The following is a 23,828-nucleotide window of genomic DNA, read 5'->3' on the forward strand; positions in this document are numbered from 1 at the left end:
ACTTAACTAATTGAAAGCAAAATTTAACCCAACATTAAATACCCGCTGATTAGGATAGCCCAATCCATTACCGGCCATTTCCACATCCCACATTTTAAATTTACTGAGCAGAAGCAGGTTGGTTCCATTAAGATAGATCCGGAGATTAGTCATTTTTATCCGTTCAGTTAACCGACTGGGTACCGTATAGCCCAACTCCATCTGCTTAACGCGCAAAAAATTGCCATTGCGCATAAACCAGGTATTCCGTTGGTCTGAGGGCCACTGTGCACCATTTCCATCCGTAAAGGCTCCTGGTACATTGTTGGTGTTGACCCTTGTATCCAACCGGGGCCAGGTAGCGTATAAATCTTGATTTTCTTCAGACCAATAGCTGTCGGCATATGCCTGGAGAATCTGAGCGTCGCCAAGAAAGGGGGCTGTACTATGTGCATTGATCCAAAACGATTGCCGGGCTGCCCCTTGGAAAAATACCGAAAAATCAAATCCTTTTAACCCCATTGACACCCCAAATCCATAAACAATTTCAGGAACTGTTGGGTGACCTAAGGGGACCCTATCGGCTTCGGTAATCTGACCATCACGGTTTACATCCAGGTATTTGATATCTCCTCCGCCATATTCGGAAGTACCTATATTTTGCGGCGGCGAGCTGGCCGCTTCTTCATCATCTACAAAAAGCCTTTCAGCGATATACCCGGTTGCCTGATTTAATGACAAGCCTACCCGTGAGCGCCAAGGTTCATTGTACTCCGGTTCTTCATACACATCATACCGGCTGGTCGCATACGTAAAATTTGCGCGCGCCGAAGACCAAAAATCGCTATTCCAGCTCTTCTGGTATTCCAGCATCATATCGACACCTCTGCCCGATGCTTCGCCAACATTTGCTCGCGGCACCGCCGTCAAGCCCATGGTGTTGGGAATACTTGCCCTCGTCATCAGGATATTGTCTCTTTTTTCAGTAAAATACTCCGTAACGATATTCAGATCATTCCACAAACCTAATTCAAGCGCAAAATTTTGTTTGTAGGACTTTTCCCAGGATATATAGGGATTGGCGTATCGGCTGATTGTGATGCCGTTATAAATCGTATTATATTCCGATCCGAAAATGGCGCGTCTTCCGGTATTATCCATATTTACTTCGGAAAGATAAAAGAACCGGTCTTCGGCTCCACCGATCTGGTCATTCCCAATTAAACCGTATGTATAGCGCAGTTTCAGATTACTAACAACGGGCTTTACATCTTCCCAGAACTTTTCGTTAGATATGAGCCATGCGGCGCCTGCAGATGGGAAAAAACCGAAACGGTTAGTTACATCAAAACGTTCGCTTCCGTTATATCCGAAGTTAAATTCGGCAAAATAACGGGAGTCATACGAATAGGTTATACGCCCCGACAAACCTAAATTTCTGGAAGGAAGCGACAATTGTAACGAACCTGCGTTGGCGGTCAATGTCTCCCGTGCCTGAAACACCAACATATTGCTGAGGTTATGTTTCCCGAAATCACGGACGTAGTTTAAGGCTCCCTCAAAATAAAACGAGGAATACTGTTCTCTTTCCCCTGGCAGTTCTCCGTATCCTAAATATTCTGTACCAATAAGCGTTTCTACTAAGTTGTAATCTCCTGTTAGCCTGTTATACCTACTGATTTCATGATAGAACGGATTATATGCCCGGTTGACCGCAAATTGTGATAAGCGGCTGATATTTAACATCCCCCTGCCAGTCAGGCCCTGGGTAATGAAATTCAAATCCTGCTTCAACTCTACCTGAGCCAATATCTGCGAGCGCGACCGCTCTTTGTAACCGCGAACCATTTCTGCATAGGGATTGATTTTGCTATTGTTCCAGTTGCCGAACAAAATATGTTGCGCATATTGGAAATCTTCGTCCGCAGGGTAATAAGCAGGGAAAAGCACCGGATTGGAGTGTACCATTAAATTATACATCTCGGCTCCTCCTTGCAAAGGACCTCTGTATTCTTCAAAATTGGCGCTCAAACGTACAATCAATTCGGTGGTATTGGTCAGATCAATATTGACATTCGAACGCAAATCGTAATTATTAATCGCGATGTTGTTATTGAAATTATTGCGTTTGTCCACGTTAAGGATACCATTGTCGCGATTGAATGAGCCGGCAACATAGTAACGAGCAACCCCACCACCTCCGCTGACGTTCAAATTACTGCGCTGATTCATCGTATAATCCTTAAACAACATGTTTTCCCAGTCGTTTGCGGGATAAATAAGCGGATACCTGCCTGCCTCCGTCATTTCAATTTTTTCTTGGGAATATAAAATGGTTCCCAAGGGGTCTCGGGTAAGGATCGCTTCGTTGTGCATTTTCATATACGTCACGGGATCAGCAACATCAACCGTCTGCGTTGGGGCCGACATCGAATTTTCGACGCGGAATGAAAATTTTGCAGGACCTTCTTTACCCTGTTTCGTAGTCACCAAAATCACCCCGTTTGCACCGCGGGAACCGTACAAAGCTGTTGCGGTAGCATCTTTCAGTATTGAAAAACTCTCGATGTCATCTGGGCGAAGGCGAGCAAGATCGTCCGGTGTGAGTTGTATCCCGTCGATTAATATCAAGGGGTTGGTGTTTGTCCCAAAAGTCGTTATGCCCCGGACAAAGAAATCGGCATTATCTTGCCCTGGTTCCCCGCTTCGCTGATACGCGATAATGCCCGCCGCTTGGCCGGCCAATGCGGTGGTTAGGTTACTAGAAGGTACTTTCAGGTTGCCGGGCTTAATGGACGTAACCGAACCGACCATATCCGTCCGTTTCTGGGTGCCGAAACCCACTACTACAACGTCATCCAGCATAGAAGAGGAGATCTCGAGCACGATATCGATTTCCCGCTGGCTACCCACGGTCACTTCCTCCGTTTGATACCCGACCATCGTAAATACCAGAATGGCGTCTTCGGGCACTTCCAATACATACCGACCATTTAGGTCGGTACTCGTGACCATACTTGTTCGATCTTTCACCGACACCGTCACACCGGGGAGCGGGGTTCCGGACGTATCGACGACAATTCCCTGAACAGTAGATTGTTGCCGCAAGTTTGCCAGAAGCCGCTCCCGATTTGTTTTTCTGGCGCTTCTTTTTAGAATAACTACCTTCTCGTCTTCCTTCACCAGAAAGTCGAGGGGAAGGCCTTTCAAGCTTTCGGTAAGCACCTCGCTGATATTATCGGATTCGATGGAAATACTGATTGAATCGAGCTCTTTGATATCGTTGCGGTTATACAGAAAGGCGTATCCGGTTTGCCGCTGTATATCTTTAATCAATGCCGTTACACTACCGTTGGACATGTCCAGGCGGACAGTTTGCGCCACTCCCTTTGCATGGATTTGAAGGGAGGCGAATACGATAAAAAACGCGGTGATTTTCAAATACAATAAAAAGCTAGTGACAGGGGATACGTATATATTTCTCCCCATAAAAGAAAAAAATTGCATAATTTTGATTTCGTTTAGCTATATAACACATAACCTAAAAGTGATCGCAAAGCTTTATAGGTGTTACTGAACTGGACGAATCAGCCACATCGGTTGCCTCCGGTGTGGCTTCTCCAGGTTAATATTGGTAGTATTCTTTATGTCATAACGGTAATCCTCCTCCCATCGATTATAAATTTGACGTGACCTGTCAATTCCAGCAGCTCCAACAGTCTGGAAATAGAGAAGCTCCGGGGGAGCATCAATATGCTGAATTGCTCTGTAATCTGTGTTTTGTATTCAACATCTACATCGTACCACCGGGCAACCTCATTCATGATCGTTTTCAGCTCCGCATTCTCGAAGTTGAAGTACCCATCTTTCCACGACGTTTCAACGCTTAAATCCACTTTTCGCTTCAATAAAACGGGGTTTGATGCCTGCGTAGCCAGTTCGACTTGTTCGCCGGACTTCATGAGTAGTGCATCTCCGCCCACATTGAGTTTCACACTGCCCTTATTCAGGGTTGTTTTGATGGTTTCATCCTGGTAGGCTTTCACATTGAATGAGGTGCCCAATACTTCGATCTCGGCGCCATTTGGAAGGCGCACGATAAATGGCCTAGCGTGATCAGGCACGACATCGAAATATACTTCGCCGCTGATCGCTACCACGCGTTTGGCCTTATCAAAAATCGGAGAGAAGTGGATGCTCGATGCAGCATTTAGTTTTGCGGAGCTCCCGTCTGGCAGCACCACATCGTACTTACCTCCTTGGGGAGTACTCACCGTATGATACCCAGGCGTCCGCCCTCCCTTGCCTCCCGGAAGGTACCTGACTCCACCCTTTGTCGTTTGGATGGCCAAATTCAACGGCATTTGCCCACCAACGGCACCGGTACTGTCGAGTGAAATCGAACGTCCGTTTTCAAACGTGATAACAGCCCTTTCCGACCCGGAAGGGACGTCATTTTTATAGCGCTCCTTCCTGCTCAGTTTCTCTGCTGTTGCATTGCCCATGTATCGGGTCCAAATCGGGGTCAGGATGACGAGTACCAACGCAAAGCCCGCAGCCAACCCCAGCATCCTATGGTTCATGAAACGCAGCTTGCCTAGCGGATTACCCGCTCCTCCATGCTCACGCTGTAATCGCTGATTCGCATTTGGCGTTTTCAGGTGTGAGAAAACGGCCCATTCTTGTAGCAGGAGAGGATCGATCTTCAGATCATCGAGCAATGCTTGCAATTCAGGAGAATTCTTCGTGTATCCCTCCAGCTCAATCCGCTCCGGTTCCGTCAACTTGCCGTGGGCAAATAAGATGAACAATTCCGCTATCCGATCAGGATCGTGAGACATAATTTGGTTTATTTGACAGTATAACAACTGACCGGAAAATTCAACCCAAAAACAATAATTTTTTTTTGCGGGTTATGCAGGGCTTCTATCGGCCAACAACCCTTTCAGCAAATTGACCGCCCGGGTTTTGGCATTGCGAACACTCTGCTCGGGGATTTGCAGCTTGTCGGAGACCTCCTTGGTAGAAAGCCCCTCCTGATACATCAGTTTGAATACTGCCTTGATCTTGAAGGGCATTTTTTCTACTTCTTCATAAATGTGGCCCAACAGCTGTGCCTTCACGATTTTGCTCAGGATAAAATCCTCCTGTCGCTCAGAGAGGTATAACACCTCTTCGTGTACGGTAGTGCGTACTTTCAAAGACTTCAGGTAATTCAATGCCGTATTTTTGGCCACTTTATACAGGAATGCCTTGAGGGCGGGCATTCCATCGAAGTTCATCCGGTTGGCCCATACTTTATGCAGGGATTCCGAAGCGATGTCCTCAGCCTGCTGCCGGTTGTTGGTGAGCTGAAGTGCAAAGTAACAGACCGGCTTGAAATAGCATTTGAAGATTTGATCGAAGGCCTCGGTACTGCCCTCGCGTAAACGAATTAGCAATGTGGTTTCGCGGTTTTTGTCCATGGCCTAACTTGATTCATTTAAAGAAGGTAGACTTAGTGTATTGGTTTGTACCTAACTGGTTTATTTTCTTAAATGGTATACAATTGTATCTACAAATTGGCAAAAAACCATCCTGCGGTGTCCTGCTATGGCACGCACGCAGCGCCTAGCGGAGCAGGGATACCCGATACACATCTTTCCGACGGTCGAGCAGGTTCTTCACCGTACCGTATTGATGGAGTTCCTTCAGCAGGTTCAGATCGACATCCACCACCAGCACCATCTCGGTATTCGGAGTGGCTTCGGCCTTGATCGCATTGTTGGGAAATGCGAAATCCGATGGGGTGAATACGGCGGATTGGGCGTATTGGATATCCATGTTATTGACTTTCGGCAAATTGCCTACCGAGCCTGCGATGGCTACATAACATTCATTTTCAATGGCGCGGGCCTGCGCGCAGTTGCGCACGCGTATGTACCCGTTTTGGGTGTCGGTGAGAAAAGGGACAAAGAGCATCTGCATGCCCTGGTCGGCGAGGATCCGTCCCAATTCGGGGAATTCCACATCGTAACAGATGAGAATGCCGACCTTTCCACAGTCGGTATCGAAGACGCGCACCTCATTACCGCCATGCATGCCGTAATACTTGGTTTCATTAGGCGTGATGTGTACCTTCCGGTATTCATCCGTTTTGCCGTTGCGATGGCAGAGGTATGATACGTTGTAGAGCTTATTGCCGTATCCGACAAACGGCATCGATCCGGCAATGATGTTGACGTTATACGAAACGGCGAACGACTGGATTTTCTGCTTCGTTTCCTCCGTGAGTTTTGCCAATTCCCGCATGGCTTCGATGGCAGGCAGGTCATTATTGGGCTCCATCAATGGCGTGTTGAAAAACTCGGGGAACAGGGCAAAATCTGCCCCGTATCCGCTCACCACATCGACGAAAAACTCCACCTGTTCGTAAAATGCCTGTACGTTCGGGAAGGAGCGCATCTGCCACTGCACCAGCCCCAGGCGGATGGTCTGTTTGGTGGGCGACGCGGATCTGGTTTTCGGATCATGATAAATATTGCTCCATTCTAATAATGTGGCGTATTCCCTGGACTCTTTATCGCTCGGCAAGTAGTTTTTCAATACCTTCTTGACGTGAAAATCGTTGGCCAGCTGGAACGTGAGCACCGGATCGTAGATTTCCTTTTGCCTCACCTTATCGATATACTGCCGGGGTGTAAGCTCATCGGCGTGTTCGTGGTATTTCGGCAGGCGGCCGCCGAGCAGGATACCCTTTAGGTTCCAATGTTCGCAGAGCTCTTTGCGGGCATCGTATAACCTCCTGCCCAAGCGCAGCTCACGGAAGTCAGGGTGCACAAATACTTCGATGCCATATAGTACATTCCCATCTGGATCATGTGTCGAAAACGTTCCCTCTGCGATAATTTCCCGATAGGGGTGGGTAATATCCGTTTTGTCGGTATCAATAATGATCGCAAGTGCGCAAGCCACTACGCGGCCGTCGATGGCCACACATAACTGTCCGTCTGGAAACAGTTTGATCAGATCCCTGATGTGGGTGAGTGTCCACAGCCCCCCTACCCCGCCATATGCCTGCCGCATGGACTCAATTAAATCATCATAATCTTTTACCGTTAATTTCCTAATCTGGATATCCATAGCGCATCGTGTTAATGCGTAAAGATAATGAAATCTCCTCGATGGTCACAGTTGCGAACTGCTGTCCTTGTCAATGAATAACACCGCATTTGCGTGGGACCGCAAAATAGTGGACGGATAAACATCGGCAATATCAGCATTTAAGGTATGCCATATTGCTTTTGCTTTATTGACCCCCGGCACCATACAGAAAATATACGTGGCATTGAATAACGCGGGGATCGTCAACGTCAATGCATCGTTCGGCACGTCGCCGATTGCATTGAAACACCCGTCGTTGACCTGCTGTTGCCGGCATTCGTGATCGAGGTCGACCACCTTCACCCGATCCGGATCGTTGAAATCCGCTACATGCGGGTCATTGAAGGCGATATGACAGTTCTCTCCGATACCCATACAGACGATATCCGTAGGATACTGTTCCAATAACCCGGCATAGCGCAAACACTCCTTTTGGGGATCGGGGTTGTTGCCGTCGAGGTAATGCACGGCACGGAAAGGCAACTTTGAAAAAATCCGCTCCTGGAGGAAATTCCCGAACCGTTGCGGTGCCTTTTCCGGCAGGCCGATATATTCATCCATGTGGAAGGCATTGATCCGGCTCCAGTCCACTCCCACCGCTTGGGTAAGCGCTTCCAAAAACTCATTTTGCGAAGGGGCAGCCGCAAAAACCATGTTGATGATGTCTTGTTGCTCGAAAAGAGCCGTTATCCTGCTGACCACTGCTGCTGCAGCGGCCTCCCCCATTGATTTCCGGGTTAAAAAACCGTTCACCTCAAGCGCTCCAACCTGCTGATGGAGAAAACGTGTGTTGAATACTGATGACATGATTCGAAACTTACTAGATCCTCGAAATCGGTTAAACCCGTTCGCCTGCTACGTCCATTGGATTGCTATCATAAATCACTTTTCCCCCTACGATGGTTTTGTCGATCGTCATATCGCTGGCAAAAAGGACAACGTCGGCATCTTTTCCCACCGCAAGTGTCCCTTTTCTATTCGCGATTCCCATCATACGGGCGGGCGTGGCCGACAACATCCGAACAGCATCCAGGAGGGGCACGTCCGCCAAGTTGACCATATTGCGCAATAAACTATTAGCGGTAGCCACACTTCCGGCAAACGCGGTGCGGTCCGGCAGCTTAGCCACATCATCTTCCACCAATACCTTCATGCCATCATGCAGGCTGCCCAAGACACTCTCCCCCGCCGGCATTGCCGCGGCACGCATGGCGTCCGTAATCAACGCTGTCCGGTCCGCACCCTTGATTTTATACACCAACTTGAGCAGTTCCGGTGGGAGGTGCCGCCCATCCGCAATAATCTCCACATCCATTTCATCAATGAGAAAGGCACTCTCCACCACACCCCCATATCGGAATGCGTTTCGACGCGTCACCCCGGACATGGCGGAATACAGATGCGTGACCAGTGTATACCCATTTTCAAAAGCGTTGATCACATCATGATATAACGCATCTGTATGCGCAATGGAAGGCAAAATATTCCGATCACGCAATACCCTTCCAAACGCGATGGCGCCTTCCTTTTCCGGAGCTACGCTCCAACGGACGATCGCCGACGAGCTTTCCAGGATTTCCATGTACTCCGCAGGATCAGGATCACGGATATAGCGTGCATCCTGAGCACCTCGTTGTTCCAGCGAAAAATAGGGTCCTTCGATATGGATGCCGAGAAATGCTGCTCCATGGTGATTCATTTCCTTTGCCTTTTCGTAGGTTTGGAGTGTCGTCAGCAGTTCATCAATCCCACTTGTCAACGTGGTGGGAACCATGGAGGTAGTACCATACCGCGCATGGGTGGCAGACATCCCTAAAAACGCTTCCACGGTGTTGTCCATGATATCATGTCCTCCTCCTCCGTGCACATGCATATCGATGAAACCGGGCCCTACATATAGCCCCTTGGCGTCGATGATCTGTACATCCTCGATATCGATATTGTTTTCTTCAACTGCCTGGATTTTTCCATCGCTGATGAGCAATTGTCCATTTTTGATCAGCCGATAAGGGGTCAGGATGTGACCATTTATGATTTTTATTTTTTCCCGTTGCATCTATCCTATTCAATAATATATGTTATGCTATTCACCGCGTTTTTATCGTTGATCAACGTATCGCCCATTTTCTCAGTTTATGACCGGATATGGCGTAGTACATGAGGTATAGATAACATGGAAAAAGCACCCAATACGCCTCTCGGAGTCCGTTTACATCAGCAAAATAGCCGTATACCAACGGCATAATAGCGTTTCCGCATAACGCCATGATCATCAGTGAAGCCCCGATCTTCGTAAACCGACCTAAACCATCCATTGCCAACGGCCATATACCCGCCCATGTCAACGAGTTCGGTATACCGAGCAATACCACACACCAAAGTGAAATATCAGCGGTATGGCCGAGAAACGTGACCTCTCCCCTTGCAAACACAATCAGCAGTGACAGTATCGCCCCTAGGGCCGTTACCAGTCGTAGGACATTTTTTTGGCTGATCCATCTGGGGATAACGGTGATCCCTACACAATAGCCCACGATAGCCATGAACAGCGTATACGAGGGGAATACTTTGGCTTCTACCAGTGATATGCCCATCGATCCGGCATAATTAATAACCGTATCGATGGAAATAACCTGTGCCCCCACGTGAATAAAGATGGCCACGGCCCCCAAAACCAAATGGGGAAACTGGAAAACACTCGTCTTGCTGGTATTGGCTATGGCCGTCTCCCCGCTTTCTTCTTCCGTATTCAGCTCGGGGAGCGGCGAGTACCTAACCCCGAGTCCGATTAAAAGCAACGATATGCCGACCACCGTATAGGGTAGAATAACACGTCCGATCAGCTCATCCAACGCGGCAGCCCTGGCCGTTTCGGTCATGCCTGCCAAACCATCGAACAATGCCTGATCCGTAGGGCGCAATACCGCCGCAGCAAACAATAAGGGCGCTACAATCCCCGCAAACTTATTGCAGATGCCCATGATACTGATGCGCTGAGCAGCCCGTTCTTTTGGTCCCAAAATGGTGATGTAGGGATTTGCCGCGGTCTGTAAGATCGCCAGGCCCACGCCGATCATGAATAGCCCCATCAGGAATATGCCATATGTACGGGTCATGGCCGCTGGCACGAAAATGAACGCGCCCAGGGATAATGCCATGAAACCGATCATCATTCCTTTTTTGAAGCCCACGGCCTTCAGCAGGTACGATGAAGGCACCGACATGACGAAATACGCAATATAGAATGCAAAAGCCACCAAGTAAGATTGGAAATGCGTAAGCTCACATGCAATCTTGAAATAGGGGATCAGGATGGCGTTGATCCACGAGAGGAATCCGAAGATGAAAAACAGCACGCCGATGATTACGATGGATATGGTGGTATCCCGGCGGGTCAGCGAAGCGACGCTTACCGCGTTAGTTGTACTCATGTGTTTATTTTTTAGCGATCTACTCTTAGTTATATTGTTGGTGCCCATCCCGGTTCGTACTCGCGGCTCCACAGCGCGGCAGCCTTGCTGTTATTCAGGATATGGCCGTTTGCGGGATCAACCTGCAGCAGGCCGCCGGTACGCTGAGCGATGTTGCCCAGCTGCACCAGTAAGGTGCTCATATGCCCGCTCTGAATATCGGATGCTAGTTTCTTACCGTTTTTGATCCCATCGAAAAAATTCTGGATATGGATGGCATCCAGTGCCTGCGACGGGTTGGTGAGGTTGCGCGCATCAATGGTCACGTCGTTCTTCACTTCTTTCACTAACTTACCTTTAAGGTCAAATACCTTGTACGCGTTGCCCCCGTCGATCTGCAGGGTGCCATTTTCGCCATAGAAAATAACGCCCACCGTTGAACCATCCACGGTCTGACCATTGCAGCTGCGGCCTTCCCATGAAATCATACTTTTGTCGGCGAACTCGAGGTTGATGACCTGTGTATCCGGCGTCTGCCAGTCGTCTTGGTAACGGTAGCGTCCGCCGACGGAGGTCACCTTTGTCGGGTACTCGACCTGCAGCCCCCAGCGAGCAAGATCGACCATGTGCGTGCCATTATTCAGCGCCTCGCCGGTGCCCCAATGCCAGAACCAATGCCAATTGTAATGGATGACATTATCTTTGAACGATTTGCGCGGTGCCGGCCCTTGCCACAGGTCGTAGTCCAGCCAATCAGGTACGGCGGTCTCCTTGCCTACGCCGATGGATGGCCGGTTGTTGGAGTACCAGGTTTTGGCAAAATACGGTTTGCCGATAATACCGTTATGCAGCTCATGGATGGCCTTCGCCACGTTGGGCCACGACCGTCGCTGGTTACCCATCTGGATGACATTGTTGTATTTCTTTTGTACCGCCATTAGCAGTTCGCCTTCATTGGGATTGTGGCTGCATGGCTTTTCGAGGTACACATGTTTTCCCGCTTTGGAAGCCAGGATGGCGGCCGGTGCATGCCAATGGTCTGGAGCGGCAACGACCAAGGCATCAACACCGCTGTCTTCGAGCGCCTTCCGGAAGTCGGGGGCCGACTTGGGTGTGCTGCCCTGGCTTTTCGCCACGGCCGCGATGCATTTATCCGCCGCGCGGCGATCCACGTCGCAGACATACACGACCTCAGCATTGGGCTGTGCGGAAAAATTGTTGGCCAGCGCCAGTCCCCGCGCATTCACCCCCATCATCGCGACCCTGATCCGGTCATTGGCGCCCAAGATGCGGGCATAGCTTTTGGCACTGAAGCGGGGATGCCCCACCAGCGACAGTGCCGCAGCACCTACTGAGACGTCCTTGATGAACTGTCTTCTCGATTTTCTCTGATTATTGCTCATGTTATTGATCAATTGGTTGTCCATGGTAAATTTAATAAAACTTTAGTATCCCGGATTCTGCGGGAACTCCGCATCGACATTCAAATCGATTTGGCTTTGGGGAATGGGCCATAGCACATTGTACTCTTCGATATCCGCTCCGGGGCACATGGGATTATCGTTGTATTTCCGGACCCGCTCGATCAGCTTACCCGTGCGGCGCAGCGCGATGAGCCGCCATTCTTCCCCATAGAGTTCCCTGGCCCTTTCGTCGAGAATGTAGTCGATATCGACATCCGCCGCCGACACCGGCGTCGCATGCGCCCGGTTTCGCACCTTGTTGATGTCTTCCGCCGCTAAGTCGGGCCGGCCGGTGCCGAGATAAGCCTCCGCGCGGAGCAGCAGTGTTTCGGCAAAGCGCAGTGCATACCAATCCTTGTGGGTAACACCGCCCCCGGAACGCCCGGGATCCACGAAATAATTACCCGGATCATGGAATTTCATGAAGGTAGGGAAGAGGATTTTACAGGTATCCAGCATCGGGTTTGATCTTTTCGGATTCTTATATAAACTGAAATCTATTTTATGGCCATCGTAAGCCGATTCCGGATTGTCGAAATAAAAATCCCGCTTTATATTATGTTTCGCATTTCGGATGTCGGTGTTCCATTCCCCTTCCCACATGTAATAGTGGACGAAATTGGTGCCCCGGGCGTTGCCTGTTGGCCTACTCAGCGTATCGTTGTATCCTGTATAGTTTCCGTTATAAAAATTTCCCAGAATGGCTTTCTTCCCATCGGGCGTGAGCCCGATATCGAAATAGCGTGGTCCGTAAATATATGCCGACGACACCTGACTACCCCCCGTGATATTCGGCTCGATCTGGATGACCCACATGGCCTCTGTATTGTTGGCGAGGTTGTGGTTGGAATACCCGAATAGATCGTAGTACACATCACCTGATCCCAGGTAATCGTTCGCCAACCGGTTTCCGAAGCGTTCGGTCATCAGGTTGTAATGGTAACCATCAACTACTTGCGAGGCCGCTTCAACCGCCGCCTCCGGATTTTTTTCTTCCAAATACGTTTCTGCCAGGTAATGCCAAGCTACCCCCTGTGTAATCCTTCCCGGCGCGGCTTCTTCTCCCTGTTTGGGTAAATAGGTGGCTGCAAACTTGAAATCTTCTTCCATCAGTTTAAGGACGGACGATGCAGGATCCCGGACGAAATCTGCCTTAGCCGATTGCACCGGGTGGTCCAACAGCGGAATGTCGCCAAAGGTTGAAACCAGATTCCGGTACGCAAACGCCCGGAAAAAGCGTGCTTCTCCGATATAGCCGTTTTTCCCTTCTTCGCCCGCTGCAAACACCCCAGGATCCAGCTGTTGCAGCTGATCAATCAACACGTTGGCCCACTGGATGATTTTAAAGCCGGCTGTCCAGTGATCAACAACGGGTTTCCAAATAGGCGTCATATCGCGGTAGGAATTCAGGTACGGGCTCCCCCTTTCCGGTATTTCGCCGTTAAACCCCAGGTCTGAGCCATGTGTTGCCCAATTCATCGTTCCAAATTCGGTATAGCTGTAATAGGCTGTACGTACCCGATCATGCAGTGCCGTGATCCCTTGCAACGCCCCGGCTTCCGTAGTAAATGAATTGTCCGGCGAAAAGAAATCCAAAGGAACTTCCTCCAATACGCTGTCGTTGCATGCAGACAATGCCAGCGACAGAACCAATGCGGGACACAGAAAATTCGATAAGAAGTCAGTTAAATACGTTTTCATGATTACAAATCGTAATGTATAAATAGCTATAAACTCAGTCTGACACCGAACACCACATTCCGCATCAGCGGCGTGTCACTCACCCCGATTTCCGGATCCCATCCCTGCCAGTTGGTCCAGACGTAGGGATTCTTGCTGGATATATATACCTGACAGTCATTTAACTTCAGCCTATCCAGTACCGGTTGGCCGAATCGGTAGGCCAGCGACACATCCTGCAACCGCACAAAGCTGCGGCTTTGATAAATTCCGCTTTGGCGCTGGGGGTTGTTGTAAATCCCTGTCGTGTTGGTCGTAGGAGCCTCTGGCGACCAATAACGGTTGATTGCCGAATTGTTTCTACGATGCGTCATGGTATAAAGCGGATTGACTATTTCCGCGTTATTAGCCAAATAATAGCCGTTTCCACCCTGGATAGAGTTGATAAACACAGACAGGGTAAAATTCTGATAGGATAGCGAATTAGTAAGACTGAGTCGGTAATTAGGTGATTCGTAACCTACGATCGTGCGGTCGTTGTCCGGATCGATCTTTCCGTCCTGATTTTGATCCACATACCGGAATTGCCCCGGATACCAGCCCGACAGTACGTTCCCGTTGAAAAATTCCTCCTCTGTCCATACCCCCCCGGCCATCTGGTAGTCGTAAATCGCGGCTATCGGCTTGCCGACAAACCAAGCATTGCCAATGTCTGCATCGCTGTCCGAACCATACAGCCGACTGATCTTGTCCCGGTTGATTGAAAACACGAAATTACTCTTCCAGTTAAATGCCGATCTGTCGATGTTGATAGTATTTAGCTCCAACTCAATCCCCTTATTGGCCAGCCCACCGATATTCGCCCAAATATTCGGATAACCCGCCGCGGGAGGCAATTGTCGTCTCACCAATACGTGTTCGGTCTTCGCGGTGTACGCATTGATGGAGCCGGTGATCCGGTTGTTCAATACCCCAAAATCTACACCGGCGTTAAACGAGGTGGTTTCTTCCCAGCTCAGATCGGGGTTGCCCAACGTCTCCGGAAAGAGGCCGATCGCCGTATTACTGCCATATATATAATAGGTGGTACCCATGGACGATAGGCTTGAATACCGGCCGATTCCCTGGTTGCCGTTCACGCCGTACGAAGTCCTGACTTTCAGGTACAGTCCCTTATCCTTCAAAAAAGCTTCTTCAGACGGTACCCATCCGAGTGAAATCGAGGGAAATGTCGCCCATTTGTTGCCTTTACCGAATCCGGAATAGCCATCCCGACGCACCGTTGCTGTCAACAGGTAACGCGACTGATAGGTATAATTCACACGTGCCATGTACGCCAAGCTGTTTTCTTCGTATGCCGTGGAACCCACCGTAGCGACCTCTCCGATTCCCATGTTATTGAAGCCCAATGATTCGTTGTTGAACCCTTCGGCCGTCAATTTCGACGTACTTCCACGGATATTTTCCCGGCTGAAGAGCAGCGTTGAATTGATTTGATGGTCACCGAAATCACGCATATAGGTAACGATGTTATTCAGAATCCAGTTTCGCTCTTCCTTGGGCTCTTTGATCGCATATCCGCGGTTGGTCGAACCTGTTGGGGTACGGTTGGAATGGAACGAATTGACTTCGGTGTTGAAATACGTCTGCGAATAATTAAACTCATAGCGCAGTCCCTGTACCCACGGTACATCCACAACTGCACGGCCGATCGCAAACAGCTCGTTGCGGACATCTTTGTTGTCGATTTCAAGGTACACCAGTGGGTAGGGCTGGTAGAGCTCTCCCCCCAGATAAATATCATAATCCGGTTGTCCGATTTTATTATTGACCAATGGACTCGCTACCCGTGCATTTGTCAGGCTAGCCGGAAGTCCCGAATTATCTTGAAACGCATAGGAGGTATTCAATCCAAGGGTCAACCAGTCATTCACCTTGCTTTCCAAATTGTTGCGGAGCGTGTACCGCTTGAATTTATCGTTCAATTGGATACCTTCGACGTTGGAATGAGACCCTGAAATGTAATACGTGGTCCGGTCGGCTCCCCCTTGCAGGCTCAAACTGTAGTTTTGCATCGGTGCCACTTGCAACACCTCATCCACCCAGTCGATTTCATTGCCTTGTAAATAATTCTGTTGCTCCTCATACGTAGGCAGATAGGAAGCCACCACGTCGCGATCGTTGACGTCCGGCCGCGCGGGTCGCCCCTCGGCGCTCGTCGGATTGGTACGATACCAGTTATAGACATCCTGCTGCCAATACCAATCTAACGAACGCAACGCAAATTCTTCTGCATTCATTACCCGCATGGAGTTGTTGGTCATATCTTGAAAACCGGCATACGCATCGAACGAAACGGTTGGTTTCTGGTTCTTTCCCGACTTGGTGGTGATCAGGATCACCCCGTTGGCTGACCGGGATCCGTAAACCGCAGCTGCCGATGCGTCCTTGAGGATATCGATATGCTCCACGTCGTTCATGTTAATGCTGGCCAACGAACCGTTAAAGATGATGCCGTCGATCACAATCAACGGTTTCGCGCTCGCCGACAAGGACGTTTGCCCGCGAATCGAGAACGACGGATCACTATTGGCGCCCCCCTTGGCGTCTACGTTTACCCCGGCAACGCCCGTAAATGCCTGTGAAATATTGGTGTTCGCCTGAAGCATCCGGTCCTCCATGGAAATCCGCGAGACCGCACCGGTGAGATCGCTCTTCTTCGCCACCCCATACCCCACGACGACGACTTCATCCAGTCCGGCGACATCGTCTTCCATGATCACGTCAAGGGCGGACCTGCCCGACAGGCCGATTTCCATTTCTTTATACCCCACGCTGCGGAACACCAATGTGGCATCAGTGCTGACCTGCTCCAGCACGAATTTCCCTTCGGCATCCGTTGCCGTACCCGTATTGGTGTCTTTGATGTTCACGCTTACGCCTTCTAAAGGAGTGCCTTGACTATTGGTGACCGTTCCGGTTACCGATAGCTGCTGCAGTCCAATAGCCGCGGGAAGCGGACGGACAAAAACCAACAGATTGAACAACACAACCAAATAATGTACTTTTTTCATGTTCATACGTTTGTTAGGATTTGTTGCTGTTTTTACCGGTGTAACAATTGTTCCATCACAGCCAATACTGCCGCTTCCGCATCGGCCGTCGTGCCCGATGCCGGTCCGGCTTCATACCCCCCTTCTTCATACGCTTTGGCGGTACAGATGTATCCCGGACCATAATCGCCATAGCCTGCGACGGCGATAAAGCAATCTTTGCGCATGGCCTTTGCCGCAAGCTGGTATTCCACGAAAGGTTCGCCCGGCAAGTGGAGTACCTTGGCATTACCCAAGGTCAGGCACGATACGTCGATGTATTTCCCCGCATCCTGCCGTTTGGACCATACCAATTTGTAAACATTGTTCGCCAGGTAGATCGGATCACGCGTCGTCAGCTCGGCTTCCAACCGGATCGCATCGGTGGAGACCGGCAGTTTAAGCGGCGCCGTCGCGATGGCGATGTCGGCAGGCGTCAGCTCCTGCCGTTTCGTTTGTTCCCAAGCCCGGGCCATGCCGTCGGCCAGTCGCTCCGCCAGCTTCCACCGGTTCCCTTTCGAGCCGTCGTTGTATTTTCCGGCGGTCACGTTGCCCCCCGCTCCGTTGAAGTGAATGTGCAGGGCTTCGGGTACCGCCAGTTGCCGTAAAAAGCGGGCGATTCCCGGAAAATCGGGACTCGCATTGCCCGTGCGGTAATAACTTTGGGGGTGCACGGCATAGTAACTGAGTACGGCTACCGGCGTGTCGCCGTTCCAAAAGCTGACCAGCGACACCATGGGGTCGATCAGCCCCTCGGGCAGGGCGCGCACCTCGGCGTCCTTGGTCGCCGAGGTGCGGCTGATCGTCGCTTTGCCGTTGGCATCCAGTATCCGCCTGTTGGAGGCCACTTCATAGACCTGCGCCTCACCCAGGCCGAGGTGCGTGACCGGCTGACTATGGTCTAGCGCAACACGCACGGCCGAATCCAGCCGGGCCAGGACTGCCCTGGCGAATGTGCCATCAAAATTGATCAGGTCCAACCCTTTGGACTTCAATAGCTGCTCTGCACCGAAATCGCACGTCGGCGCATCATGCTGATGCACGGTATGTATCAGCACCCGCGCTTCTACAGTACCTGCAGCGGTGGCGAGCACCCGTTTGAATGCATCCTGTCCATCGTTTGCGATTCCGATCCAATCTACCGCACATAGCACGATGGGTTGTCCCGCCCCAATGATCACGATACCGCGTGCCCGCAGGCCCATGTCCCACGTGTGGGTCATCCGGTCATAAGTCAGGTAGCTGCCGACGGGTGGCGTGGCATCTACATCGAAGGTGCACACGCGTACCCCCGCAGCGGGCGACATGCCATGCACACGTGCGCAAACGAGCGTCGTTGCGATGCAGCACCAGCAAAAGAATATTCTACACTTCATAGCATCCATTTTCGTCAACCCATTAGCTGACTGCCTTCTGTCCTCGGCGCCCAATAGGTACAGGTTCCCTCGGGCTCAATGGGACCTGAAAATAAGGTGCATCCCCCACAGGTTTGATCCTTCTTGGGCGGCAGCCATAAATTACATTTCTGACATTGGGTGTCTTCCGTGGGCGATTGCTCTTGATAGCCCAACTGTTTGCGGGCCTTGAAATCGGCATCGGTGAGCTTGCTATAGTCGCCGCAGTTACCACCGAAACGCGCCATGGGGTCGCCTTCCTTGTTACTGCCCTTGTCCGTGGCCGATTGGGAACATGCACCGGCCAATAGCCCGCCAGCGGAAATCGAAAGCCCCCAAGCGAATAGTTCCCGTAGAAACATTCTTCTTTCGTTCATCCGTTGTTTTCCGTTCATCTGTTGTTTGTCCATCCGATACGTTACGTTAATCCAGGATGGTGGATATGGAATCCATTACCTTCCTGCTTTCGTCGTCTTTAAATGCCGCCTTGCCAGTCTCCAGCGTTTTCTTCAGCAAACCCTTATCCTTCGCTTCCATCTCTGTTTTTTGCAATCCCGTTGAAAGACCTGACAAAAAGGCCACCCGATACCGCGCGGTCATTGATTCATCCTTAAACCGATCGGTAGCCGCGAGGATATCGGATACCTGTCCGCTCGAACCTGACACATAACCGAAATCCTCGATAAACCGGACGCGGCCATCATCTTCCTGCTCAAAAAAACCGGCTTTCGTCAGTTGGGCTAACAGCTCGGCCGAAGAACCCGGTTCAGCGCTCAGCACCGCCTTCCGAAACCACCCATCGTCTGCATGGTTGACCGCAGCATGTGCAAGCGCGGCCACCGAACGGTCATCGGCAAACTGGCCTGCGCTGAGCACGGCCTGGAAAGCCGTATGCGCCACCGGATCATCCACCCGTTTGAGCAATTCGTCCCGGCACTCGGGAAATCGCTCCGCTACCATGACGGCATGCCTGCGGACATTCGCCTCTTCATCGTTTAGCGCCTGTTTAACCACGGAAGCAGACAAGGCATCCAGCCCTTCCAATACATAGAAAGCATGCAGGCGCGTCCGGGGATCCTGATGGGTACGGAACAGCTGCTCGATGGCTGGAACGGTCGACTTATCCTGGCGCTCAATCAACAGCCGCTGCGCTTGTATACGCCACCAATGATCGGCATGCGACAGTACCGCTACCAGTTCCGCGGCGGTCTTCTCCCCCAATTTAGGGTTCCCATAGTCCTTGGGACGATGCCCTTCCGGAAAAATGCGGTAAATCCTACCATACTGATTGCCCTGCTCGAAATCCATATCGGTTTTCAGCTCTTCCGGTATCGATACCGGTGTTTCGATGTGCTGGCGGTACATGTCTACCACATAGAGGGCACCCTCAGGCCCTACGCAGAAATTGACCGGCCTGAACCAGGGATCAGTCGACGTGAGAAACTCGCTTTCCAGTTCACTTTCGTGACGATGTGCCGTAAAGAAAGGGCCTTTACCGGTCGATTCCACCACATCGCGATGCACCAGATTGCATGAGACTTCCCCGGTAAACACATTGCCATAAAATGCATCTGGAAACAAGTTCGCGTTATACATCGTCCCGCCGGAGGCTCCCGTAAAATGTCCTTCGATGTATTCGACGCGGTCCAGCCCCGATGCATCGTACTGCTCCTGGCGTTGCTTGCTACGCTCCACTCGCCAATACGGGGGTTCGCTCGCCTGGAAGACACGAAGGTCATGCGCATAGATATTCGCTGTGGCCGCGTAGGAAGGCAGGTGTTCATGTCTTTTGAGGTATCGCCAGGGCATCGGGGCAGTCTGGATATGCAAGGTATTCTGCGTAAAGAAACGGTTGCCCCAGTCGTCCAAAGCCAACCCAAATTGCCCGGCACCGGACTCCACTTCGACCAAATTCTTATCGAGCCGGAACCGGAAATCCCCTCCGGCAACCGAAAGTGCGGGCAGATCGGGGCGCCTGGTGAAGGTCACCTCCCCGCGCTGTCCGTTATTGTTGGCGTAGATCCAGTTGTCTACCCCATAGCGTAAATTCGTAATCTGCGCTTCCGAATTATTTTCAAAAAATCCAGTAAAGAGCACTTCCCGGCTATCCGCAACATCGTCCCCTGTTGTATCTTTTAAGAACAGGATATCAGGGGCCGAGGTGACGATAAGCCCGCCGCCCCAGGGCAGCACACTGGTGACATCGGGCAGACCCTCCGCAAAAACCGTTGTTTCATCGATACGACCATCGCCGTCCGCGTCTTTCAAGACCTTAATCTTTCCCCTTCCTTTGCCGGGTTCCGGTTTGTAGGGGTAGTCGCCCATTTCCACCACGTACATGCGGCCTTCCTCATCGAACACCAAATCGATCGGATCCATCACCTGCGGCTCGGCGGCGAAGACCTCCATCTCAAATCCCGATTTCAACGCGAAGGCATCCAAGGCCTCATCGGGCGGTAGCGCCCCCTCGTATCTTGTCCCTGTACATGCGCCCAAGCACATGACGGACATCCCCAAAAATTCAACATACTGACGAAACGTTATCTTCATAGTTTGCTAGATTATCAGCTAAAAAGCGGATTAGGAATTTTAATCAGATCGGCGATCTCCCTTCCTTGATAGGTATACCGAGCCAGGGTATACAGAAATCCATCGTCGCCAACGGCAATTGCATTGACATAGGAAGGCCGGCTGCCATCGGGGTAAAATATCGGTCCATGGTCGGTGTACCGCCGTTCGGGGATATGATACGTGACCAAGTGCAGGTTTTCCACGCCCTTGGCGCCTCCTTTTGCGATCAGATCTTGGCCTTTTACCCGTTGCCCGTCTTCATATACGGGTCCGCCGGTGAGGTAATAGATGGTATGCCCATCAGGTCCCAGTTGGAATCCCAGGTATCCATAGCTGAACTGGTCGTACATGCCACTCCGCTGGGAGGCCGCAGAGGTCAGCCGCTGTACCAGCTCGATTGACGGGACATTGGGATCAAAACGGAATAAATACCCCGAGTTGCCATGTATCCCGTAGGCCACCTGTTCGGGCGAGTACCAGAAAATTTTGCGCCAATTGTATGCCATACTCCCAGGATGGGTAGGGTCATAACTTCCGAAATAGTCGAGTTTCAGCTCCACCTCAAGCTTCCGGATAGCCCGCGCGCCGGGGTCATACGCAAAAATATCCCCATCGGCTGTGGTGAAATAAACTTTTCCATCGGTGGGATTCACCAGTAGCGAACGGCACAACGTCCGGAAGTCATGACCGGGGTCACCTGCTTCACCACGTTCGGACACGGGGTCCACGCGGTGTACGGATCGATTTTCAACATCGTAATGGACGAAATACCCGGTCGGCCACGTGATGCCGAACAGCTGCCCGCGCTGCGCATCCATCGTCATGGCCACGAACCCTTCCCCCTCCGGTGCGGTGCACAGCTCTTCAAACGCCCCACTGCCCAGGTCGTAGGACAAGAAATGTCCGCCGGGGTAGGGAGCTATCCCGGCAGGCAAATTTTTAGGCAACCGTTCCATCCCATTGACCATCTCGTAATAACCCACATGCGTGGACAGGTAGAGTTTCCCCCTGTATTCGTAAAACCGGGAGTGGGATTTTCCCTGCGCAACTGCATGTTGACCGGCCTCGCCGCAGATTTCCGTGAGGTCGGCCAACAGCGACGTCTCATCCGACTGCGGATCGTACACAAACATCTTCCCACCCTCATCAACCTGTTCGGACGACAGGATATAATAAATCCGGCCATCACCTGCTTTGGAAATCGCATTATACGTGTCATGGGCAATCGCAAACCCTGAATAGTATGGTTGCGCAATCAATGCCTCTTGCTTCGGCTTGTCAAGTATTATCATATCAATTCAGCTATTATCATTACTGTCCTTCTTCCACCGCTTCAAGGGGAGGCTGATTATTTTCGGCACCCACATATCCCTTATTTTGGTTGATTCTGCCCAGCGTATTCGCCGTGATGATGTTGTCATCGATGGGCCATTGAAAATGGTAGGGCTCGATCCGGGGGTTCTGACCCAGGACGTTCAGATCGCTATAATGCGCATAAAAATTATTCAAATTACGCACGCGGTCATAAAACCAGTTATGCTGGTGAAGATTTTCTAAGGTGTAGCCACGTTCATTACGGGCCGCAAGAATGTAGGAAACGCGGTTCAATTCATTTTGCCGGGGTTCTTCTGCAAATAATTCCCGCGCCCGTTCATCAAACAGGAAATCGATGGTCACTTGGGCACCGCTGATCGGCGGCGCCCCCGCCCGGCCCCTCACAGCATTGATGTCTTGAGCAGCCAGCTCCGGCTGACCCAACCAAAGATAAGCCTCCGCCCGCAACAGATAGGTTTCTGCCAGCCGGAAGATGTACCAGTCGCCATTGCTTCCCATGGGAAGCCCAACCTGGTCGGGTTTATTCGGGACATACGTTTTGTAAAAAGGCATGGCATAAATCCGCGCCCAATATTCACTGGGATTATCCATGTTCTGGGGATCAAACGGTTCACCATATTGGCTGGAAGCCGGATTGTTGTAAAAAAACTCCTCGCGGTCCCACCAATTGATATCGGCCCGCCGCAGATCCGGCGTGGTCAGGTAATCGTACCTACCGTCGTCCCAAAGGTCATAGCTGTGGTAGTCACTCAGTGCCACATCCGGATTGCCCCTACCCAGGGAATCATAGAGCGGTCCGGAATCGATCAAACCCACCTTGCCATCTTTGTCTTTGGTTACCAGGCTATTCACCCATCCGCAGTGATACACCCGCATCGTAAACAGACCCGCGGACCGGGCGTCAATGGGTGCTTCCCAGCGGTCCACAAAAGCCAGGATGGTTTCCGTATTTTGCGGTAAGTTCTTATTATCGGGCCGGTGCAAATCCCAGATCACGTTTTTGGCGGGGTCCGAGGCATCTTGTCCAAAGCGGCTCTTCATCAACGCATAAGGTCCATCGATGACGCGGCTTGCCGATTCAATGGCTTTTTCAAAGGCCATGTTTGCCAAGTATATTTTGGTCAACAAGTGATCTGCAGCTCCTTTTGAAGGTTCGCCCGGTGCGGTAGACACCGGCATCCACTGTGCCGCAAATTCCATATCGGCTTGTATTTTATCCAGTATGGCCCAGCGACTGTGCGTGTTAAAATCGACACGCGCCCCCTGTACCTCTTGCTGGACAAAAGGCAGGTCCCCGTAGTTGCCGATCAGTCGGTAGTACCAGTAGGAACGGTGCCATAATGCTTCTGCCAAGATCCGATTCCGGTCTGCCTCATCGCTCCACTCAATGTCATCGATGCGGCTGATGATCGTATTGGCATTCCGTACCATCTCAAAGATGTCGTTGATCTGATTCACAAATTGCTGGAAGGCATCGGAATTGGGCGTCAATCGCGTAAAATCCATCTGCAGCCAGGGCACACCTGCTTCGGAGGCCGCCCATTGGTGTGCCATGAAATTCTTTTGGGCCGTTTGTTCCCGGTTAAGGTCCTTCCGCATGGTCACCAATAATGTCTCAAACCCCTCCTTATCCACAAACACATTCTCAGGCGTGAAAAACGATAGGGGCTCCGGTTCCAGAAAACTTCTGGAACACGAAAGAGACAAGAGTGCCAAGGCGGCCACAAGGGTTTTGAGTATGTTATTCAGTGCGTTCATCAT

At 51.0% G+C, this 23,828-nt stretch carries 15 protein-coding genes; all 15 read right to left on the reverse strand.

Translation table 11 applies throughout. The annotated features are described in order from the left end of the window. Positions 1–6: 6 nt before the first annotated feature. Positions 7–3,420 (reverse strand): SusC/RagA family TonB-linked outer membrane protein, encoded by a 3,414-nt coding sequence (locus ACMGDE_RS10475; protein WP_436832735.1) that lies wholly within the window; start codon positions 3,418–3,420, stop codon positions 7–9. A 203-nt stretch (positions 3,421–3,623) separates the two neighbouring features. Then, positions 3,624–4,820, reverse strand: coding sequence for a FecR domain-containing protein (locus tag ACMGDE_RS10480; protein WP_436832736.1), 1,197 nt, complete (start codon positions 4,818–4,820; stop codon positions 3,624–3,626). A gap of 72 nt (positions 4,821–4,892) precedes the next feature. Then, positions 4,893–5,444, reverse strand: coding sequence for an RNA polymerase sigma factor (locus tag ACMGDE_RS10485; RefSeq protein ID WP_436832737.1), 552 nt, complete (start codon positions 5,442–5,444; stop codon positions 4,893–4,895). Between the two features lie 145 nt (positions 5,445–5,589). Continuing rightward, entirely contained in the window at positions 5,590–7,101 is a 1,512-nt protein-coding gene (locus ACMGDE_RS10490; RefSeq protein WP_436832738.1) for a GNAT family N-acetyltransferase, read from the reverse strand. Positions 7,102–7,146: 45 nt separating this feature from the next. Beyond that, a complete protein-coding gene (locus tag ACMGDE_RS10495; protein WP_436832739.1) occupies positions 7,147–7,929 on the reverse strand; it encodes a glucosamine-6-phosphate deaminase in 783 nt (260 codons plus the stop codon). A gap of 31 nt (positions 7,930–7,960) precedes the next feature. Beyond that, positions 7,961–9,178: an N-acetylglucosamine-6-phosphate deacetylase gene (gene nagA / locus ACMGDE_RS10500; RefSeq protein ID WP_436832740.1), complete on the reverse strand. Its 1,218-nt coding sequence runs from the start codon at positions 9,176–9,178 to the stop codon at positions 7,961–7,963. A 52-nt stretch (positions 9,179–9,230) separates the two neighbouring features. Then, positions 9,231–10,553 (reverse strand): sugar MFS transporter, encoded by a 1,323-nt coding sequence (locus ACMGDE_RS10505; protein WP_436832741.1) that lies wholly within the window; start codon positions 10,551–10,553, stop codon positions 9,231–9,233. Positions 10,554–10,582: 29 nt separating this feature from the next. Continuing rightward, positions 10,583–11,935, reverse strand: coding sequence for a Gfo/Idh/MocA family protein (locus ACMGDE_RS10510; RefSeq protein ID WP_436832742.1), 1,353 nt, complete (start codon positions 11,933–11,935; stop codon positions 10,583–10,585). Positions 11,936–11,977: 42 nt separating this feature from the next. Then, complete coding sequence (locus ACMGDE_RS10515) at positions 11,978–13,696, reverse strand: RagB/SusD family nutrient uptake outer membrane protein (protein WP_436832743.1); 1,719 nt, start codon at positions 13,694–13,696, stop codon at positions 11,978–11,980. Between the two features lie 26 nt (positions 13,697–13,722). After that, complete coding sequence (locus ACMGDE_RS10520; protein ID WP_436832744.1) at positions 13,723–16,749, reverse strand: SusC/RagA family TonB-linked outer membrane protein; 3,027 nt, start codon at positions 16,747–16,749, stop codon at positions 13,723–13,725. 32 nt (positions 16,750–16,781) lie between these two features. Next, positions 16,782–18,143: a hypothetical protein gene (locus tag ACMGDE_RS10525; RefSeq protein ID WP_436832745.1), complete on the reverse strand. Its 1,362-nt coding sequence runs from the start codon at positions 18,141–18,143 to the stop codon at positions 16,782–16,784. Positions 18,144–18,157: 14 nt separating this feature from the next. Beyond that, positions 18,158–18,571 (reverse strand): hypothetical protein, encoded by a 414-nt coding sequence (locus ACMGDE_RS10530; RefSeq protein WP_436832746.1) that lies wholly within the window; start codon positions 18,569–18,571, stop codon positions 18,158–18,160. A 13-nt stretch (positions 18,572–18,584) separates the two neighbouring features. Further along, entirely contained in the window at positions 18,585–20,711 is a 2,127-nt protein-coding gene (locus tag ACMGDE_RS10535) for a PVC-type heme-binding CxxCH protein (RefSeq protein ID WP_436832747.1), read from the reverse strand. 14 nt (positions 20,712–20,725) lie between these two features. Beyond that, on the reverse strand, positions 20,726–22,024 hold the full coding sequence (locus ACMGDE_RS10540; protein ID WP_436832748.1) for an NHL repeat-containing protein: 1,299 nt from the start codon (positions 22,022–22,024) through the stop codon (positions 20,726–20,728). Positions 22,025–22,043: 19 nt separating this feature from the next. Continuing rightward, positions 22,044–23,825, reverse strand: a complete 1,782-nt coding sequence (locus tag ACMGDE_RS10545) for a RagB/SusD family nutrient uptake outer membrane protein (protein ID WP_436832749.1) — start codon at positions 23,823–23,825, stop codon at positions 22,044–22,046. Positions 23,826–23,828: the final 3 nt, after the last annotated feature.

It is taken from the genome of Parapedobacter brassicae, assembly GCF_051400755.1.
GTDB lineage: Bacteria > Bacteroidota > Bacteroidia > Sphingobacteriales > Sphingobacteriaceae > Parapedobacter.

Bases quoted from the DNA above. Each gene is read 5' to 3' on its own strand.
- ACMGDE_RS10480 (WP_436832736.1), bottom strand. From the start codon at position 4,820: ATGTCTCACGATCCTGATCGGATAGCGGAATTGTTCATCTTATTTGCC.
- ACMGDE_RS10485 (WP_436832737.1), bottom strand. From the start codon at position 5,444: ATGGACAAAAACCGCGAAACCACATTGCTAATTCGTTTACGCGAGGGC.
- ACMGDE_RS10490 (WP_436832738.1), bottom strand. From the start codon at position 7,101: ATGGATATCCAGATTAGGAAATTAACGGTAAAAGATTATGATGATTTA.
- ACMGDE_RS10495 (WP_436832739.1), bottom strand. From the start codon at position 7,929: ATGTCATCAGTATTCAACACACGTTTTCTCCATCAGCAGGTTGGAGCG.
- nagA (WP_436832740.1), bottom strand. From the start codon at position 9,178: ATGCAACGGGAAAAAATAAAAATCATAAATGGTCACATCCTGACCCCT.
- ACMGDE_RS10505 (WP_436832741.1), bottom strand. From the start codon at position 10,553: ATGAGTACAACTAACGCGGTAAGCGTCGCTTCGCTGACCCGCCGGGAT.
- ACMGDE_RS10510 (WP_436832742.1), bottom strand. From the start codon at position 11,935: ATGAGCAATAATCAGAGAAAATCGAGAAGACAGTTCATCAAGGACGTC.
- ACMGDE_RS10515 (WP_436832743.1), bottom strand. From the start codon at position 13,696: ATGAAAACGTATTTAACTGACTTCTTATCGAATTTTCTGTGTCCCGCA.
- ACMGDE_RS10520 (WP_436832744.1), bottom strand. From the start codon at position 16,749: ATGAAAAAAGTACATTATTTGGTTGTGTTGTTCAATCTGTTGGTTTTT.
- ACMGDE_RS10525 (WP_436832745.1), bottom strand. From the start codon at position 18,143: ATGAAGTGTAGAATATTCTTTTGCTGGTGCTGCATCGCAACGACGCTC.
- ACMGDE_RS10530 (WP_436832746.1), bottom strand. From the start codon at position 18,571: ATGGACAAACAACAGATGAACGGAAAACAACGGATGAACGAAAGAAGA.
- ACMGDE_RS10535 (WP_436832747.1), bottom strand. From the start codon at position 20,711: ATGAAGATAACGTTTCGTCAGTATGTTGAATTTTTGGGGATGTCCGTC.
- ACMGDE_RS10540 (WP_436832748.1), bottom strand. From the start codon at position 22,024: ATGATAATACTTGACAAGCCGAAGCAAGAGGCATTGATTGCGCAACCA.
- ACMGDE_RS10545 (WP_436832749.1), bottom strand. From the start codon at position 23,825: ATGAACGCACTGAATAACATACTCAAAACCCTTGTGGCCGCCTTGGCA.